The organism is Moritella dasanensis ArB 0140 (assembly GCF_000276805.1).
Taxonomy (GTDB): domain Bacteria; phylum Pseudomonadota; class Gammaproteobacteria; order Enterobacterales; family Moritellaceae; genus Moritella; species Moritella dasanensis.
In genome coordinates, this window is sequence record NZ_AKXQ01000009.1 from 1 (window position 1) to 16579 (window position 16579).

14 protein-coding genes and 1 pseudogene are annotated in these 16579 nt (G+C 34.7%); 6 read left to right on the top strand and 9 right to left on the bottom strand.

Features of this window, described 5'->3' with window-relative positions; translation table 11 throughout:
• The 4 genes from A923_RS22140 to A923_RS0108990 all read right to left on the bottom strand — a co-directional run.
• Positions 1-502 (bottom strand): leucine-rich repeat domain-containing protein (locus A923_RS22140; RefSeq protein WP_026006162.1); only part of this gene is annotated, 502 nt, incomplete at its 3' end.
• 883 nt (positions 503-1385) lie between these two features.
• The gene (locus tag A923_RS22145; protein ID WP_017221334.1) at positions 1386-1586 is read right to left on the bottom strand and encodes a hypothetical protein; all 201 of its coding nucleotides are present in this window, start codon (positions 1584-1586) and stop codon (positions 1386-1388) included.
• Between the two features lie 385 nt (positions 1587-1971).
• Positions 1972-2544: a recombinase family protein gene (locus A923_RS0108985; protein WP_017221335.1), complete on the bottom strand. Its 573-nt coding sequence runs from the start codon at positions 2542-2544 to the stop codon at positions 1972-1974.
• 232 nt (positions 2545-2776) lie between these two features.
• Positions 2777-3919, bottom strand: a complete 1143-nt coding sequence (locus A923_RS0108990) for a helix-turn-helix domain-containing protein (RefSeq protein ID WP_157532802.1) — start codon at positions 3917-3919, stop codon at positions 2777-2779.
• Positions 3920-4098: 179 nt separating this feature from the next.
• Between A923_RS0108990 and A923_RS0108995 the strand changes: the two genes are divergently transcribed.
• Positions 4099-4962, top strand: a complete 864-nt coding sequence (locus A923_RS0108995; protein WP_017221337.1) for a hypothetical protein — start codon at positions 4099-4101, stop codon at positions 4960-4962.
• A 68-nt stretch (positions 4963-5030) separates the two neighbouring features.
• Complete coding sequence (locus A923_RS0109000; protein WP_017221338.1) at positions 5031-6077, top strand: IS110 family RNA-guided transposase; 1047 nt, start codon at positions 5031-5033, stop codon at positions 6075-6077.
• 642 nt (positions 6078-6719) lie between these two features.
• Here A923_RS0109000 and A923_RS22630 read toward each other — a convergent pair.
• Both A923_RS22630 and A923_RS0109010 read right to left on the bottom strand, forming a co-directional pair.
• Complete coding sequence (locus A923_RS22630; protein ID WP_017221339.1) at positions 6720-7121, bottom strand: DUF6957 family protein; 402 nt, start codon at positions 7119-7121, stop codon at positions 6720-6722.
• An 89-nt stretch (positions 7122-7210) separates the two neighbouring features.
• Positions 7211-8743, bottom strand: coding sequence for a sigma-70 family RNA polymerase sigma factor (locus A923_RS0109010; protein ID WP_017221340.1), 1533 nt, complete (start codon positions 8741-8743; stop codon positions 7211-7213).
• 155 nt (positions 8744-8898) lie between these two features.
• Between A923_RS0109010 and A923_RS0109015 the strand changes: the two genes are divergently transcribed.
• The 3 genes from A923_RS0109015 (at position 8899) to dbpB (ending at position 12915) form a co-directional block, all read left to right on the top strand.
• On the top strand, positions 8899-9135 hold the full coding sequence (locus tag A923_RS0109015) for a helix-turn-helix domain-containing protein (RefSeq protein WP_017221341.1): 237 nt from the start codon (positions 8899-8901) through the stop codon (positions 9133-9135).
• Between the two features lie 1327 nt (positions 9136-10462).
• Positions 10463-11761, top strand: a complete 1299-nt coding sequence (gene dpdA / locus A923_RS0109020; protein ID WP_017221342.1) for a tRNA-guanine transglycosylase DpdA — start codon at positions 10463-10465, stop codon at positions 11759-11761.
• A gap of 17 nt (positions 11762-11778) precedes the next feature.
• Positions 11779-12915 (top strand): DGQHR domain-containing protein DpdB, encoded by a 1137-nt coding sequence (gene dbpB, locus A923_RS0109025; protein ID WP_017221343.1) that lies wholly within the window; start codon positions 11779-11781, stop codon positions 12913-12915.
• An 8-nt stretch (positions 12916-12923) separates the two neighbouring features.
• Here the strand turns inward: dbpB and A923_RS0109030 are convergent, their stop codons facing one another.
• Positions 12924-13178 (bottom strand): hypothetical protein, encoded by a 255-nt coding sequence (locus tag A923_RS0109030; RefSeq protein ID WP_017221344.1) that lies wholly within the window; start codon positions 13176-13178, stop codon positions 12924-12926.
• Positions 13179-13385: 207 nt separating this feature from the next.
• On the opposite strand from A923_RS0109030, the pseudogene A923_RS0109035 reads away from it, so the two are divergent.
• Positions 13386-13637: pseudogene (locus tag A923_RS0109035) on the top strand (IS21 family transposase); the annotation flags it as partial.
• 123 nt (positions 13638-13760) lie between these two features.
• Here A923_RS0109035 and dpdD read toward each other — a convergent pair.
• On the bottom strand, positions 13761-16028 hold the full coding sequence (dpdD, locus tag A923_RS0109040) for a protein DpdD (RefSeq protein WP_017221346.1): 2268 nt from the start codon (positions 16026-16028) through the stop codon (positions 13761-13763).
• Positions 16012-16569 carry a phospholipase D-like domain-containing protein DpdK gene (gene dpdK / locus A923_RS22155; RefSeq protein WP_192810678.1) on the bottom strand — a complete coding sequence of 186 codons (558 nt, stop codon included), beginning with the start codon at positions 16567-16569 and terminating at the stop codon, positions 16012-16014. The genes dpdD and dpdK overlap by 17 nt, the downstream gene beginning before the upstream one ends.
• Positions 16570-16579: the final 10 nt, after the last annotated feature.

A 16579-nucleotide genomic window follows, 5' to 3' on the forward strand; every position in this document is an offset into this window, starting at 1 on the left:
TAGTCAGTTGAGTCAAGTTGCCTAGCCACTCTGGTAACTCTGTTAATCTGTCCCCCCACCAACTAAGCTCAGTGAGTTGCGTTAAGTTGTCTAGCCATTCAGGCAATTCAACCAGATCATTACCCTGCGAACGAAACTTAGTAAGCAGAGTCAAGTTACCTAACGATTTAGGCAGTTCAACGAGTCTATTACCAGCTAAATATAGATCAGTTAGCTGTATTAAATTACCTAGTGATTCAGGGGGTTCCGTTCGCAGTTGGTTGCTAAATAACTCAAGCTTACTGAGTTGCACAAGAGAATCTACGGTTCTTGGAATAGTAGATTCATCAATACTATTTGCATCAGCCCACGACCATAGCTCTTCACACCAATTATCATTATTTATTGGCCGCGCTAACGCATTTTTCGCAGAGAGCAGTTTTTTAGTTAACGAAATTAAGTTATTCGTTTTTGTCAAAGTCAATGCAGATGATTGACGAAGAGTTATAGCATTTTTGTTCATACTATCTATAGCACCAAATTAACTAAGAAGATTAATATTTTTGACCAAAACCGTAAATTTTGATATATAAAACATGTAATTAAACAATGTATCACTAAAATGCATACATCTCGTATAATTCTTTTATTAATATGATTTAAAGACTAATTAAATCATTGATTCACTCAGAATTATCAAAATCGTCACAGATTTTCCAATACACCATAGAAATACAGTGGTGAAGATAGCCATAATTTCAAATAAATTTAATAAAGCAATACCGATGGTGAATCAATGTTTGAAGCTTTTAAAAAATCGCTCTGTTGGTGCATTATCCCAGCACTCACCTTTGCCGCTCATGCTGGGTATCATCTCCATTGTCGCTAGTAAGTCATCTGTAGCGCCTGCAAACACATTTATGTTTTCATGTTGTCGGCAATACTTCATCCAATGATTTGCCTTGAATATAAATCCATTACAACGGCTAAATACATCCAACGTTCAAACGTAGGTGATATCGTTGTCCAATATTTATTGGGCTGCTGAACATCGAATTTACGGTCTAACAAGTTATCTGCAATATTAAAATTATACTTACTATCAGTAGTTACCTTGAATCGTTTTGGGTAGCGAGATTGCAAGCCTAAGCGCGACATTAAGCGCCATATTTTATAATAACCAACATCAAATCATTCTTTGCGTAACTCATTTTTTAATCTGCGATAGCCTAGTATTTTTCTGTGAGAATTAAATATCTCTGTTGCCTTAATATCGAGCGCTACATCTTTATTGGGCGACGCTCTATTTGATAGCCAGTGATAAAAAGCACTAGGGCTTACGCCCATTGCTTTACATGTAACTCGAATTGGAAATGTCTTCTTATACTCAGCAATAAACTGAAACCTTACTCGCTTTCCTTGGCAAAGAAGACTGCGGCCTTTTTTAGGATTTCCTTCTCCATCAGCAGTTTAGCGTTTTCTTTACGTAGCATATCAAGTTCATTACATTCAGATAGGTTTAAGCTTTCTTGTTTGGTTCCTGGTCTGGCTTGCGAACCACTTTCAGCCTTAACCCAATGCGTGATAGCACTTAATGAAATACCCAAGCTATCGCGTCTGCTTGTCTGGTATATCCTTGCTCAATAACGAGTTTTACTGCGTCTTACTTGAATTCAGTTGTAAAAGCTATGAAATCGCTAACTCGCTAAAGGGGACGAAAGCGACTTAGCAAATTATGCTCGATTTTGGGATAAACCGAGCGTAAGTAAGTTCCCCCAAATAAATAGGTAAAGCAAATAATCTAAACTGCAAAGTGCTCTTTGTAAGATAAGTCAGTTTTTATTAAACACTGTGGTATAACTAAATGTCATTCGCTGGTCATAAAAAATTAGTTTGACTGGCACCAGGAAATGATATTTCACTTATTTGGGGGGAATCTATTATGGAATAATAGTCTCATCGTAGATGTGAAACTGATAGATTATATTTAGACTAATGCGCTTTATTCCAATGTCTTTTCACTGTAGCAATTCCCAAACCTAATGCTTCTGCTGCTTTTGATTGCGATAACCCCTCTGCTTTTTTTACCTGAACTGAATGCGTTGTGGCGTGGGCTTCTGGTCTGCCCAGCTTTTTACCTTGAGCTTTAGCTCGTTCAAGCCCTTCTTTTGTTCGCTCTCTAATTCTGTTTCGCTCGAACTCAGCAAAGGCCGAAAACATTTGCAACATCAACTTACCCTCTGCGCTAGAAAGATCTGCAACAGGGAGGTCAAGGCAAACAATTTTAATGCCTTTCTCTGTAAGCAGGTTTATTGTGTTTTGTACGTCTATGTTATCTCGACCTAAACGGTCTAGCTTCAAGACAACCAACATATCGCCACTTTCTATCTGGTGATTGATTAGCATCTTAAATTTATCCCGCTTCATTGCTTCAACAGAACCTGAAACCGTTTCACTAATAATACGAGAGTCATTCACCTCATACCCTTTCTGACGGATAGCAATTATTTGATTCTCGGTGGTTTGCTCTGTTGTAGAGACTCGGCAATAGGAGAAGATACGCATTGGTCACTCACTTTTATAGAAGGTATCAAATATGGGGGTATCATATAATTAAAGTATCATTAAGTCTACACCCTACTTTTTTGACACCAGTTTTAAATATGGAAGGCTGGTATCAATATACGACGGTTTTTTGATACTGCTTAAGAAAGAAATATAGAAGATGAATCTTGCAAAAGTCTTATCGCCATCATACTAAGTAATTGTAATTCACCTTGGTATTAACAAATAAAACTCAGGCAATACTTTTACATACTTTCTCGACAAGACTTTTACTAATATTAATCTCCTTACCTATTTTTCTGTAAGACATCCCCTCTTCTCTTAACTTCATTATTTCATTGTCTCGTTCAACTGTATTTTTCATTCGTAGATCAGGTTCTTTTTCAGCTTCAATTCTAGCTTCGAGCCAACACTCTGCATCTAGTAGCGTAAAGAAGAACCAAAGCTCAGACACTGAAGTTTCATAGCGATTATCTAAAAAATCAGATTTATATATTCTCTTGACATATTTACTAAAAGAATCAACCTTCTTCGTTTGTTCTTCTGTAATTCTATTTACTAGTGGTAATTCATGTTTAATGAAACTCTCAATAGCCTCCCCACCGTCAATCCAGGTAGGCTGAGAAAAAGATTTAATCAAATTATAAATATCTTCAGGAATAGCAACTGAGGTTTCATCTGCATTAATAAGCTCGCCTTGTGTTCCAGAATACTGCCCACTTTCCATTGCTATTAGGTGAGGATGATCGCCTAAAAATGCTCTTTTAGCTTTCCACTTTTCTATAAATTTATTCATTTCTACATTTTTAAATTTGGTGACTCGTATTGTTTGATTATAAAATTTATTATCGTCAGATTTGTGTAACCAACAATATCTTTTTGACAATATTCGTCTAAAACAGACTTTGCACGTTTTGAAAGAGTCAGTTGAAACAAGCGAATGAATATTGAGCAAAAAAATTCTAATAAAAGATATATCTGATGTGGCATTATATTTAATATTAAGTTCTACATTATCTGACAAACGCTTGGCAACACGTTGTAGATTGTCGCAATACTCTGTGACCTGACCATATTTAAAATCAATCAGAGAGCTTTCAGTAAGGCTGATATCTAAATATAAATGCTTGTGTAATGCGTCTTGCATTGCAAATAAATGCGGATCAACATATTGTTTTAGTAATCTTGATAAGTTTGATTTCCCATAGATCAAGACAGGCTGATATTTATTAATACCAGTGAAAGACACACCTTTTTTTTTCAAATCACTTAACAGTGTCTCCAAGTTTTTAAATAAACCGTCACTGACTTCACTTTTATGTTCCAGCAATAACTTATCTAATAAAACTACAAAATTTTTATCTACATTATTCACGGCTAGAGTGTCCACCCATTTCTAAGTTTTCTGCACGAAATATTTATTATAGTTGATTAGCATGCATTTAAGTCAATACAAGTTTTGACGGAATGCCTTAAAGGTAACAAAAAATGATGGAAACCATTGTTTCCTGCTTCCTTTTTGAAGGTATTTAAATAATTAAATAAGGCATGCAAATGACTGAACAAAAAATCACTTATGAACAAGTAGAAAAAATAGCTTCAAATATGCTAACAGCAAGTGTCAAACCGACTGTCCGAGGGGTTATTTCCATCACAGGCGGCAGAACTGAAACCGTATCAGGTTTTCTTAGAGATTTTTTTAATAAACGAGATGCTGAAGTTTCAAAAATGGAAAGTGAACTCGGCAGCAGCAAAATTGCAAAGTTGTTGGCAAGTGAAATTCAGCTTGTTGTTGATCGCAAAACAACCCGTCTATCGGAAATTGTAAATCGTCAAAAATTACAACTTGCAGAGAGTATCGAATTACTTGATGAAAAAGAAGTCGATTGCCAAGAGCGGATTAAATTAGCAGAAGAGCTAAATATCCAATCTGTTAATGAGATTACCGCAAAACTTAAACATATCAGTGCAGAGGTTACTGTAGTTGAAATAGCAAAAAATAAAGCAGAGTCAGAAGCAGAATCACTTGTTAAATCTGCAAATTTTCAATTGGAAAAAGCTGAATCAGAAAACGCTGAATTAAGAGAACAGGTTAAATTACTAACAGTAGATGTAGCTAAATTCGAAATTAAGCACTCACAAAATGAACAAGCTCAAAAACAATTAGACATTGTTAAATTATCAATAGCAGATCAGAACATATTGATCGCTCGGCTACAAACAGAAAAAACTGCTTTTACGAAAGATAATTCACGATTAGAAACTGATCTACAAGAATTAAAAATAAAGGCTGAAAAATTAAGCCAGGTGCAGACTCAACTAATAGAAGTTCAAAAACAGATATCACAATTGCAACATGAATTATCACTGTCACAAAGAGAACGAGATTCACTTTCACAAGCGCTAAATGCCCGTTGAACCCATTTCTTCGCTTACTAAATTAATTAGTAGTTTGAATAATATAAATAAATAAAAGGAAACATTTAATGAGATTTTATAACGAGACACACCCTTATTATTGTGGTATCGATTTACATGCACGCAGCTTATATATCTGTATTATCAATGGTAACGGTATCGTAGTACTGCATAAAGAAATAAAACCATCGACTGAGAAGTTATGTGAAATATTAGCGCCTTTCATCGACAACATTGTAGTTGGGGTCGAGTGTATGGATTGTTGGTATTGGCTCTCTGATTACTGCGAAAATAACAATATAAAATTTATTTTAGGCCATGCTTTATATATGAAAGCAATCCATGCTGGTAAGGCAAAAAATGATAGAATTGACTCATACAAAATTGCAATATTAATGCGTAGTGGTACCTTTCCTCTTGCCTATGTTTATGCCGAAGAAATGCGTGCAACACGAGATCTACTTCGCCGAAGAAATCGCATGGTAAATTATCGAGCACAACTTAAAGCACACGTAAAAAATACTACGAATCAATATAACCTGCTAGCTCCCACTGTTAATTTACGTTATCCAAAATCTCGAGAATCAATGCGTAATATCTTCAAACAAGCTAACGAATCAGTCCTATGCAGTGTTAATTTAGATCTTGATACAGTTGAACACATGAATAAAGATATTTCAAAGGTGGAACGTCACATTGAAGCAATGGCTAAACAACATAATACTCAAGACTATTCATTATTAAAATCTATCCCTGGAGTTGGACAAATTATAGCGCTTACAATTCTTTATGAGATCGGTAATATTAATCGCTTTGCATCTGTACAGAATTTTGCTTCATACTCTTGTTTAATTAAATGCAAAGCGGATTCCGGAGGGAAAAGCTACGGCTCTCGGGGGAATAAAATAGGTAATGGTCATTTAAAATTAGCATTTTCTCAAATGTCGGCCTTATATTTACGTGATAATTCTGAAGCTCAGCTGTATTTTAAAAAGCTACAAAAGCGCATGAGTAAAGCAAAGGCGTTAGCCGTACTATCGCATAAACTCGGGCGCTGTGTTTATTACATGTTGAAAAATAAAAGTTTATTCGATAAAAATAGATTATTAAATTAATCAGAGACATGACTCAATTAGTTCAATCAAAGCAATCGATGTGGTTTGAACTAACTGAGTTGAAGTATATTAACCTACGATGAATAATAAAAAGTTCACACTTTTCACTGAGCCTCAAACTAACTGGACATATAAGCCTAACTAGGAATATGAGCCAACTCTTTAAATAGTGCCAGAAAAAAGTTAATCGATAATGTCTAGGCCCCTGTATAAATAGGCAGTAGTGAGACTACACTAAGTGAGCCTAAATATGTGTTTGCTGTAGATGATGATCTAACAGCTATTTGACAGATGAAGTGATTTTTTTATTTTTCATATTATGATTCGACCTAGAGATAGGATGAAGGCTTACTTGTTCTTGATTAACAGAATTAAGAACATATGTGTTATGCGTCCAATCTGACACATAACACCGGCAAAATAGGTAATCATAATTTATGACATGATGATTACCTTTGTAGAAGCTATATAGCGTCAATCACCGCATCTTTCATTCATCACCATTGATTTTTAGTATAGAAATATTCACTTTTTCTAAATTGATATCAATGTGCACTAAATAAGCTAATTTTGAATTTAAACTTGACCGCTATGCGAATGAATAACCAGTAATTAATAGAATAACGTGGAACTTGGGGGGGGCTAAAAATCAAATAAAGCAAGATCACGAAACGGTAATTGACACCTTAACCCACTCCCTACTATTACATAGCATGTATTCCTTGTCACAAATAGCCCCGGATGTTGGTATTCCGATAGTATTGAAGTTAGAACCCAATCTATGCCTCTGTAAGGGGAATCAATTAGGATTGTATCTGCAAACAAAATCATTGGTTTTAAATCGCTTGGCAGACGTTTCGTTTCTTCTTTAGTTAATTCAATATCGATCCAACGCCAATCTGCAACAACACAGATGGCCTTTCCAAAAAACAGACCATACGCATCATCAATTCGCTGCTGAACTTCACTCATGTCACAACCAAAATCGTACTCTAGAGTTCCATTCAAAGACTTAAAATATTCATAAACGTTATTCTTTCTCATACAAGCCCTTAAGTCTTCTAGTAAATTTAGTCACAAAATTTGTTATCAATAAGCACTGATTGAATGCCACATCAGCAGTTTGTACGCAACTATGCTTTGCTAGGAGACCGAAAGTAAGATTGATTACCCAAAAGCCATTTCGAATCAATTTTGCGTCCAATTAATGCGTCTATGTAGTTAGATTCCGTTTTTAAATCCGGAAACTCGATCCCACGTTTCACTTCTTCACCATCGATATATATGTACATATTTTCATACAGATAATCGCAGCCCATCAAACATAACGGCATCACAATATACGGGTCTAATCGCTCTATATCATTGCACTCAGATCTAAGTTTTTTATGTGCAGCAACTAGAGTCTTTACACTAAATTCCCCGCCACATAACGCGCAATGCTCATGAGTTTTATCTTTAAACAGCCACTCTTGAAGAATATACTGCTCTTTTCTAGTCGCTTTATCACTTATTTTATCAGTACCGGTATTAAGAAATGATCTCAACCTGAGCAGGAATGATTCATATATATTCAAATCTGGCTGAAGTTTTGAGGTTGATTTAATTTGGCCAATTAGGTTATATACATGATGCTTAAGGCCTTGTCTTTTATCTACAAACACAAAAGGAGAATAATTTGTCGCTTTAAGTATGTATGGCTTTCCATATCCCTTTTTTGATAGATGTTTATCTAGGGTCGAAAAAGATAAGGTCGTCTGTAAGGCAAAAAATAAAATTAAATCTTTTTCAATATCAGTTAATTTTGTAGTTTTCCCTGTGAATGTTAATTCAGACCCAGTATTAACAAAATATATAGAATTTTTTAAGTACTCTTCAATAATCTCTACAGGCGGATACGGGTATTTATATGTTCTTCCATCCAATGCATTTCTATAAGTTTTAGCTAGTCTATTTGAATCACAACTGTCGATTACCAAAAAAACTTTTTCACTATAATTAACGAGAGTGTTGTCTATATTTTCGAAAACATACCAGCAATCATTTCTATCGATTTTGACCCAAGTTGCAGGAGAGTTTTCAATCAATGACAAAATTAATTGATAATAATTACCAAGATCATTTTCTAAATAATTTAAATTCGCAACGCCACAACGGCCCAATCCTTTGCCTTGATTCAGCAGTTTCGCCACTTCTTTTATGTCTACAACTTTAATCAAAAAGCTATTTCTGTTATCTGTGTAAGACCTTCTTGTTGACCTCTTTAGATCAGAATTATAAATTTCGAAACCACAAAAAACGCCGACATCCTCAATGAGGTTAAAGATACCTTTTATGTGAGTATTTCGATTTATTAATCCAGACTCATGAATTTTTTTTTCGAATTTTGACACCAGCCAATACTCTTTGGATTGTAATATTTTCACAAATTTATGAAGCGATGGGAGATCATTTTCATCAACATGATCTCTAAACTTAGAATTTCTTAATTGCCTTATTCTCTCTCGACTACCAATTAAAAAAATCTTGGCAGTTTCCTCTAGCGTTGGCCAAGGTGAATCTTTTAATCCATAGTAAAATTTAATAATTTCAATATCCCTCGGCTTATTCACCCCGTCTTTGATATTCTTTTCAAGAAATTCGACTAACTCATTTTCGATTCCCATAAATTCACCGGATCCACAGACCTAAACAATAAAAGTACAATTCAAGTTTATAAACATAGCATAAACTTTCCATATAAGGAAAGTTATTACCATGTATGGTATCGATAAAAATATTTTTATATGAGATCATTTTTGCTTTAAAAAGGTTTTTATAAATGGATGATTTTGCTAAAACTTTTGGGAAACAGATAAAGATCACTAGAGTTAAAAAGGATCTAACCCAACAAGAAGTTGCATCTAGAGCAAATATTACACCTAGTTATATGAGTAGGATTGAAAGTGGAACGGTATCTACATCAGTAGAAAAGCTATGCCGTATAGCCCAGGCAATGGAATGTCCCCCGGGTGAGTTAATACCAATATTTGAATTCATAAATAGTTCTGATAAATAAGTTAAGTTAAACAAACAGAATTCAATTTCCTAGTTTCAATACGTCACGGTAACCACTTCTTGCCTAAATGATATATGATTAGTTGTGCATCACATTAATTTCTGTACACGCGCAACCGTAGATCAAGAGCAACTAAGTGCATCTTGTATATCAGCATGATTCACTCCAGCAGAAGCATAGTTTTTATGTAATTCGACATCAACCGATTTACATTTATACAGGTCTTCACAATCTCTTGATTTTGGCGCTTACGTCTAGCCTCATAATCATCACGCGCCATGGCGCCCAAGATCTAACATGAACTCGCTAATGCTTGTTGTATTGCAGGATGATTAGTGGTGAGCGCTTGATGTGTCATTGGATGCTCGGCAACAATAGTTAAACCTTTTTCTTGGATGCAGGATTTACACGCCAGATACGCTAAGCGGATTGTTTAAGTGTGTTTTTGACGACGTTAATATAAATATATTCACTTAAACATCTTGTGACGATAAGTGATCATATTTTAGCTAACAAGGATATTCCATATTGAAAATAAATACTTTTGTCAATTAAAACAGTAAATTAAAGTTAAATGCCTGGGTTTAATTGCTGTTTTAAATCTATCTTTTGTGTTATAACTATTATAACGGTTGTAACAATTATAATGATTATATAACTAATATAAGGAACAAAGGCCTTTAAAACAAAAGTTATATACTCAAGACGAAGAGAGGCAATTAATTCTTCTACCGAGAACGGTAGATCACCTACCGAGAACGGCAGATCAACTACCAACACGTCACATACAGGTAGTGCGAATGGAATTTTATTCACTCTCACGCAGAGTGAAAAATTATATAACTAATATTTTATTTATCCACTCTATTTTTGTTACAAGAACAACGATCGTTGAAATCGACCGTTAACTTCTATTACTAACTCTGAATCGATATCGAAATGCTGAACAATCGTTCATATTCGAGTTTGATTCATTTTAGATATTCAACTGTATATTCTTCAATATGATCTGTGGAACAGAAAATCTCTAGATCTTTACTTTCCCTGTTCATTGAACCTTTCCTCACCCTCTGAGCATGCTTCAAAGTTAGCTAATTGCAGTACAGAATGGTCTTTTTCTCATTTCAAAGAAATGAGGTATACCGATGCTTTGCACCGAAAACATCCAGTAATCAATATTCAAACAGTCACATTAAATAATTCAAATAACTTATACATTCATCCATACATTTTGAATTTCTAATATTTTAAACAATTCATTCAGTAGCTAAAGCGCAAGAATTAAATTACAATACAAAACATAAATTTTCGCTTACGGACATTACAAGTGATCAAATATTTTTTTCCTGATAGCCAAGATTTTGTGGATCCTAGTTTTAACTTCAATACAGAAGAAAGAAATGAACATAGAGTTCGTCAACGAGATGATCGTTATGCACATGAACTATTTGAGAAAAAACCTTACGATGGCCTACTCGTATCCAAAGCGATTGTTGATGGCATTCCTGGTCACGTAGGAAAAACGACTTATAGTGCAGCCCAAAGACATCGATTTTATCGAGAAAAATCACATCGTTTTTTTCGTTTACCTTCTGATATCAAAGTATTTGGAGATTGCGGAGCGTTCTCTTACGCATTTGAAGATAAACCACCATTTACGGTTGAAGATACTATCGACTTTTACACAAAAAGCGGCGTTGACTACGGCATATCGCTAGATCACATCGTTTTCATGTATACCAACAATGATGACATAAATAAAAAACGTAAATACTTAGAACGTATATCACACTCTACGCCTCACGATATTAATAAAATTAAACATATTGAGACTTTTTTTTCTCAACTAGAAGATAGTCGATATAGACAAAGTTTAACCTTAGATAATGCTGAACAATTTTTAATCCAATCTAAGTCTACTAACTTTATTCCTTATGGCGTTGCTCATGGATGGGATCTTCAATCATATGGTGACTCTGTAAAGCAGTTGATGAAAATGGGATATGACAAAATCACATTAGGTGGTTTAGTTCCTCTACAGTCTCATCAATTACTAGAACTTTTATCATATTTGAAAGACATAAAAAAAAGTAAAACACAGTTTCATCTATTAGGAATATCCCGAGTTGAGCATGCGGAGAAATTCAGCAATCTTGGTGTATCAAGTTTTGATAGCACAACACCATTACTTCAAGCGTTTAAAGATAGTAAAAAAAATTATCACACTATCAGTGGTGATTATTATACAGCGCTTAAAGTTCCTCAAATAGATGCAAATCTAAAATTAAAAAATTTAATACAATCAGGTTCTATATCGCATGACGTAGCAAGAATTATGGAAAAAAGAGTTTTAAATACGCTTCAAGCCTATGAGTCATATAAAGCTACACTTGATGATACTCTTCACATTTTGATGGAGTATGAAATGTTGCACACCGAAGGAAGGGGTCATATGTATGACGCTTATCATAAAACTCTTTCAGATCGTCCATGGGAGAGTTGTGGCTGCGAGATATGTGATGATATAGGTATCAACGTAGTGATCTATCGCGGGGCGGAGAGAAACAAACGTCGTGGCTTTCACAACATACAAGTAAAGTACACTCGACTTCAACAATCGAGATAATTAATAGGCATATTGCTATGAAGATAATTAGATTACCTGCAATAAAAATCCAGCAAAGTGAAGACCGTCAATTATTTAGCATTTCGATCGAAGGCAAGTTAATTGATAAAGTATGTGATATTTCAAGAATAAAACGTAATACATTAAATCACATTATAGGTTATCAACGTCCTGAAGTTATAAAGCATATATCCGGAATTAAAAAATATATTGAATCACCAAATTCAATGATCCCAAATTCAATTGTCATCGCATTTAATTCTAGCGTTTATTTTGAAGAACTAGAAAATAATAAAAATATTGGTTATCTAAATATTCCCTTCAATACTGATAGTCAGGACTGGGTTAAGCCTGGGTTAATAGTTGACGGTCAACAACGAACAGCTGCACTAAGAGATGCTGATAGTCACTACTTTGAAATGCCCGCATCTGTTTTTATAACCGACAGTGCAGAAGAACAGCGTGAGCAATTTATGCTAGTCAATTCAACTAAGCCTTTATCAAAATCACTATTATATGAACTAGCACCTTATACGAAAGGTTTGCTCCCACCTGATTTACGTCGTAAAAAATTTCCATCGTTACTCACCCAGCATCTAAATAACAATGAAGAATCTCCACTAAGCGGCATGATAAAAACAATCACTAATCCAGATGGTATTGTTGCCGATAACTCGATGATAAAAATGTTGGACAATAGTTTAAGAGAAGGTGCTTTGTATGTTTATCGAGATCCTGAAACAGGGACAGCAAAACCAGATGAATTCAATTCAATGATAGCAATACTTCATGATTTTTGGGCGAGTGTAAAAATAGTATTCTCTGACGATTGGGGTAAGAAACCTCGATATTCACGTTTATTACACGGTGCTGGAATTGCAGGAACAGGTCAATTATTTGATGAGATATATTACGATTACATCATAAAAAACCAAGAGGTAACTCTGAAAGATTACTTTATTAAAAAATTAGAATACCTAGTCCCACATTGCCATTGGAGTTCAGGCGTGTGGGACTTTGGTGTTGATATTGATGGCCATCGAATATTACGAAAATGGAATGATATTCAGAATTTGCCTAAAGATATTAAGCAATTGTCTGACCATTTATTAAAGCTATACAACTCATTAAACAATGTATCCAATCTAAAATAGCAATATCTTTACTTCCAAACTAAATACAGTTCACAAGCATCTTTAAATGGATGATGAGATGAAAGTAATACCAATTGCTTTATCTCATCATCTGACACATTTCCATCAACGACTTTTTTCTTCAGTTCTAACCAATTGTTACCTTCTTCCTCAGGTAATAATTGGCCACTAGCTACACTTAATAAGAAATCACCACGTTCATGCTTAATTAGGTGCTCTGCAACGCGCAGACTTAATTCTTTTAACTCAGATGTAATTTCCATCATAATTCCTTTGTAACGGTTGTTTAAGCGGCTATTAGATCTTGATTATTCAAGTAGTCCATTAACACTCTAATAATTGATGATGAACCTTTTCCATCAGGATAAAGGATATCTTTATTAATAGACTTTACACCATAATACGCATGATGTGCGGCACTCTTGTTACAAAACAAGAAGTAATTAGATATTTTAGCTAAGTGTTACAAAGAATTAAAGCGCCAAGGCATTACAAAGCGGTTGTTGTGGGAAGAATGTCAACAACAATATCGCGGTACAGCTTATGCGTATACACAGTTCTTTGAGCTATATACCCGTTGGCTTAAAACCCAGAAATATAGTATGCGCCAGCATCATATTGCTGGTGATAAACTGTTTATCGACTACTGTGGACCAACCGTTGATATCATAAATCCAGACATCGGAGAGCTTTGCTGTGCTCAGATATTTGTTGCCACACTGCGCCTACGTAGAAATAAACCAGGGGGAAAATTAGCGACCACTACAAATTAATTTGTCATATATTCGTAATGACCGCTTACTAAAGCTAAATACTAAAAAGTTTAAATGAGCTTTGACTTTATATTAAGATAGAGAATCAAAAAACGTCCTCACTATTGAAGTACTTCCTTTTCCATTCACGTAAGTGATATTTTTAGAGATAGCTTTAATTGCAAAATACGCTTGATGCGCAGCACTTCTGTCGCAGAATAAAATACGGTCTGACTTCTTCACCATATTTGTTAATGCGGATGTATTAGTTTTATCTGAATTCAAAATTATTTGCATCTTCGGACAGTACTTAGTAATAACCCCTTTTGCTCTCATTAAAGCACTCTCAGACAACGAGTAAATACCAACGACCCCTTGAATATCAGTCAAATCAACTTTTTGCTCATGCTCTAATTCGCACTTAGGGGGCGAGAACTCATAGCTTAATAGCAAATAATGCATTTCACTAAATATTACACGTTGACTTACTGTGTATTTCCCCCAGTTGTGACAGCCAAAAACTACCATCGTATCTCTAAATGTTACAGCCAGATTTTGACTTTTCAAAGAAGTGTGTTGATATAGTAAGTCAAAAACATCAATAAACTTTGATAGCGTATGTAGTGTTAAGCCATCCTCCAGGCAAATAGATAACCCCTCAACAACCCGTACATATTCATCCTTCGAGTGAGCAGAGGTTAAACAACGTTCAGCGAGTTCATGAAGTAATTCTATTGTAATAATTGATTTATTTTCATCTATAGCAATTAACTCTAGTAAAACTACCCATAATGAAGCGCTAGGTTTAATTAGATTATCATCAATCCACTTCAAAAAATGTGGTAAAACATTTCGAATGACATCTGCATCTGACGTTTCTTCAATTGCAGTTAACACAGCAAGAGCATCAAAACATTCTATTGGCCACTCTCTGAAGTATTCATAACTAACTGATAAAGCTTTTTCTTTCCCGCAAAACCAATCGTGCCAACTTTCAATGTGTTTTTCAACATGTTTTACTTTAGGTTGTAACTCATCTTGGCTAGGAATAAGAGTGGCAGCATCAATTCCGTCATCGTCAGGAGAATTAACTTTTACAGCTTCAACCTCTGAAATACCCTCAAAAGTTATCGGAAATAGTTCGTAATAAACCTCTTCCATTTGATTGAATATATTACGGAGTATTTTTTGTGATTTAATTTGTCTTACAATGATTAAAGGAAGTTCAAATAACCACTCGACTAGTGGCCTTATTTCACTTTCAAAACAAGTTTCCCCATATTTAAGCAATTCAACAGAATTTTCTAAATTAGCGTCCGCATTTACTAGGCGAGTTAATGGTGACTCTATAAGAATATTTGATGCAGATTTTTTTCTATCTACCTTCAGCAGTGAAGATAGCCACTCAGAAGGTACAATACTCGGGATATGTGATTCAAAATCAGTAATATTTAATGCAAATGCAATGATCGCCCAAGCTTTCCAGTAATAAACAGATGACTGGTTTTCTTCTTTAAGCATGGGTTTTCTTAAGAAAAAAGCTTGATGATCTATTAATAAGTCTTCAAGTTCATACCAATTTATTTGGTTTAGTTTATCTACATCAATATCTTTTGCCTGAAGGTGCGCTTTAAGCACTAATTCGGTCACCTTCAAAGAAACGACGCCACAAAGGAGGTGCTCAAGTTGATGGTGAGAAATGATCTTCTCCCACTCATTACCGGCTTCATAAGCTTGAAGTTCAATCGATGTTATATTTCGATAATCTAGTAACTCTTGCTTCTTTATCTCTTCAAAGAATTCAAAAGCTTTTTTGCCATCACACTGGTTACATGACCAATAGAAGTCACGAAGTATTCGTCCCAGTGGTCTTGTACGTATAACTTCTAAAGTAGGTCGACGGTTTACTGCTTCAATTGTACGTTTAATAACGGTGTCAATATATACATTATCCTCTTTAAGAAGAACAGAATCCTGCTTGTTACGTTGACCTACATAAATATTGGATGGTTGCATCTGAGTAACTACAATTACACCATGGCTATAGCGATTTAATAACATTTCTTCATACTTAAATACTGGCTTTGTTCGCATTTCAGTCAAGTAAGTATGTGATGTTCCTAACGACCTACTCATCCACTCTTTAATCTGGTTCGTCAAAAGTAGATCGTCACAAAATACGTAATAACGAATGAAACTCCCATCAAAACTAACCATGTATTTCATTTGAGAAGAAGAATTCAGTGAATCTCTAGCATCATTAACTTTTTTGATGCTATTACTAGAAGTATTTATATATTGAACTTTGTTGTCAGAGGAGAAGAAATTCTGTAAAATCTCTTCGTTAGAATAACCAGTCATCACTTTCCTCTTCTGTGTCATCAATGGGTTCTTGTTTGATATTAATTTCTAGAGGATATGATGAACTAAAATGCAAAAAAGTATTTGCAACAACACTATCAGAGCGTTCAAAAGTCATCATTTCATCATTTCTATTCGTCCCAGAATAAGTAAAATTCATGGATCCACTTAAAAATGCATCATTAGTTAATAGTCCTTTAGTATGAAGATCATCAGTCAATAGTATTTGGAAGTTCTGGTAACTCGATAACGCGTTCCTGAGGTGATTGAGTGCACTACAATTAGTTTCATGATCTTTTATTACAACATTCACTTTGCAACCACTTGAAACAACCGATTCTAATACTTCAAAGAAAGGTATAACTCGATGACCCCAAGAATGGTTTAATATATCCCATGCTCCTGCACGGTTATCTAAGAGGTCAAAGTTACTGACCCACGCACTAACCAGCCAAATCTCTTTCGGATTCAAAATTTCACTGATTAACATAGAGGAAATTACTTCTTTTATTTGTCGTTTACCAGCAAATGTTTTTGTCATGATTTGTCTT

What these genes read in the sequence shown, in the direction of transcription:
- A923_RS0108985 (WP_017221335.1), bottom strand. Translation starts at nt 2,544, where the DNA reads ATGCGTATCTTCTCCTATTGCCGAGTCTCTACAACAGAGCAAACCACC.
- A923_RS22630 (WP_017221339.1), bottom strand. Translation starts at nt 7,121, where the DNA reads ATGAGAAAGAATAACGTTTATGAATATTTTAAGTCTTTGAATGGAACT.
- A923_RS0109000 (WP_017221338.1), top strand. Translation starts at nt 5,031, where the DNA reads ATGAGATTTTATAACGAGACACACCCTTATTATTGTGGTATCGATTTA.
- A923_RS0108995 (WP_017221337.1), top strand. Translation starts at nt 4,099, where the DNA reads ATGACTGAACAAAAAATCACTTATGAACAAGTAGAAAAAATAGCTTCA.
- A923_RS0109010 (WP_017221340.1), bottom strand. Translation starts at nt 8,743, where the DNA reads ATGGGAATCGAAAATGAGTTAGTCGAATTTCTTGAAAAGAATATCAAA.
- dpdD (WP_017221346.1), bottom strand. Translation starts at nt 16,028, where the DNA reads ATGACTGGTTATTCTAACGAAGAGATTTTACAGAATTTCTTCTCCTCT.
- dpdK (WP_192810678.1), bottom strand. Translation starts at nt 16,569, where the DNA reads ATGACAAAAACATTTGCTGGTAAACGACAAATAAAAGAAGTAATTTCC.
- A923_RS0109030 (WP_017221344.1), bottom strand. Translation starts at nt 13,178, where the DNA reads ATGGAAATTACATCTGAGTTAAAAGAATTAAGTCTGCGCGTTGCAGAG.
- dbpB (WP_017221343.1), top strand. Translation starts at nt 11,779, where the DNA reads ATGAAGATAATTAGATTACCTGCAATAAAAATCCAGCAAAGTGAAGAC.
- A923_RS0109015 (WP_017221341.1), top strand. Translation starts at nt 8,899, where the DNA reads ATGGATGATTTTGCTAAAACTTTTGGGAAACAGATAAAGATCACTAGA.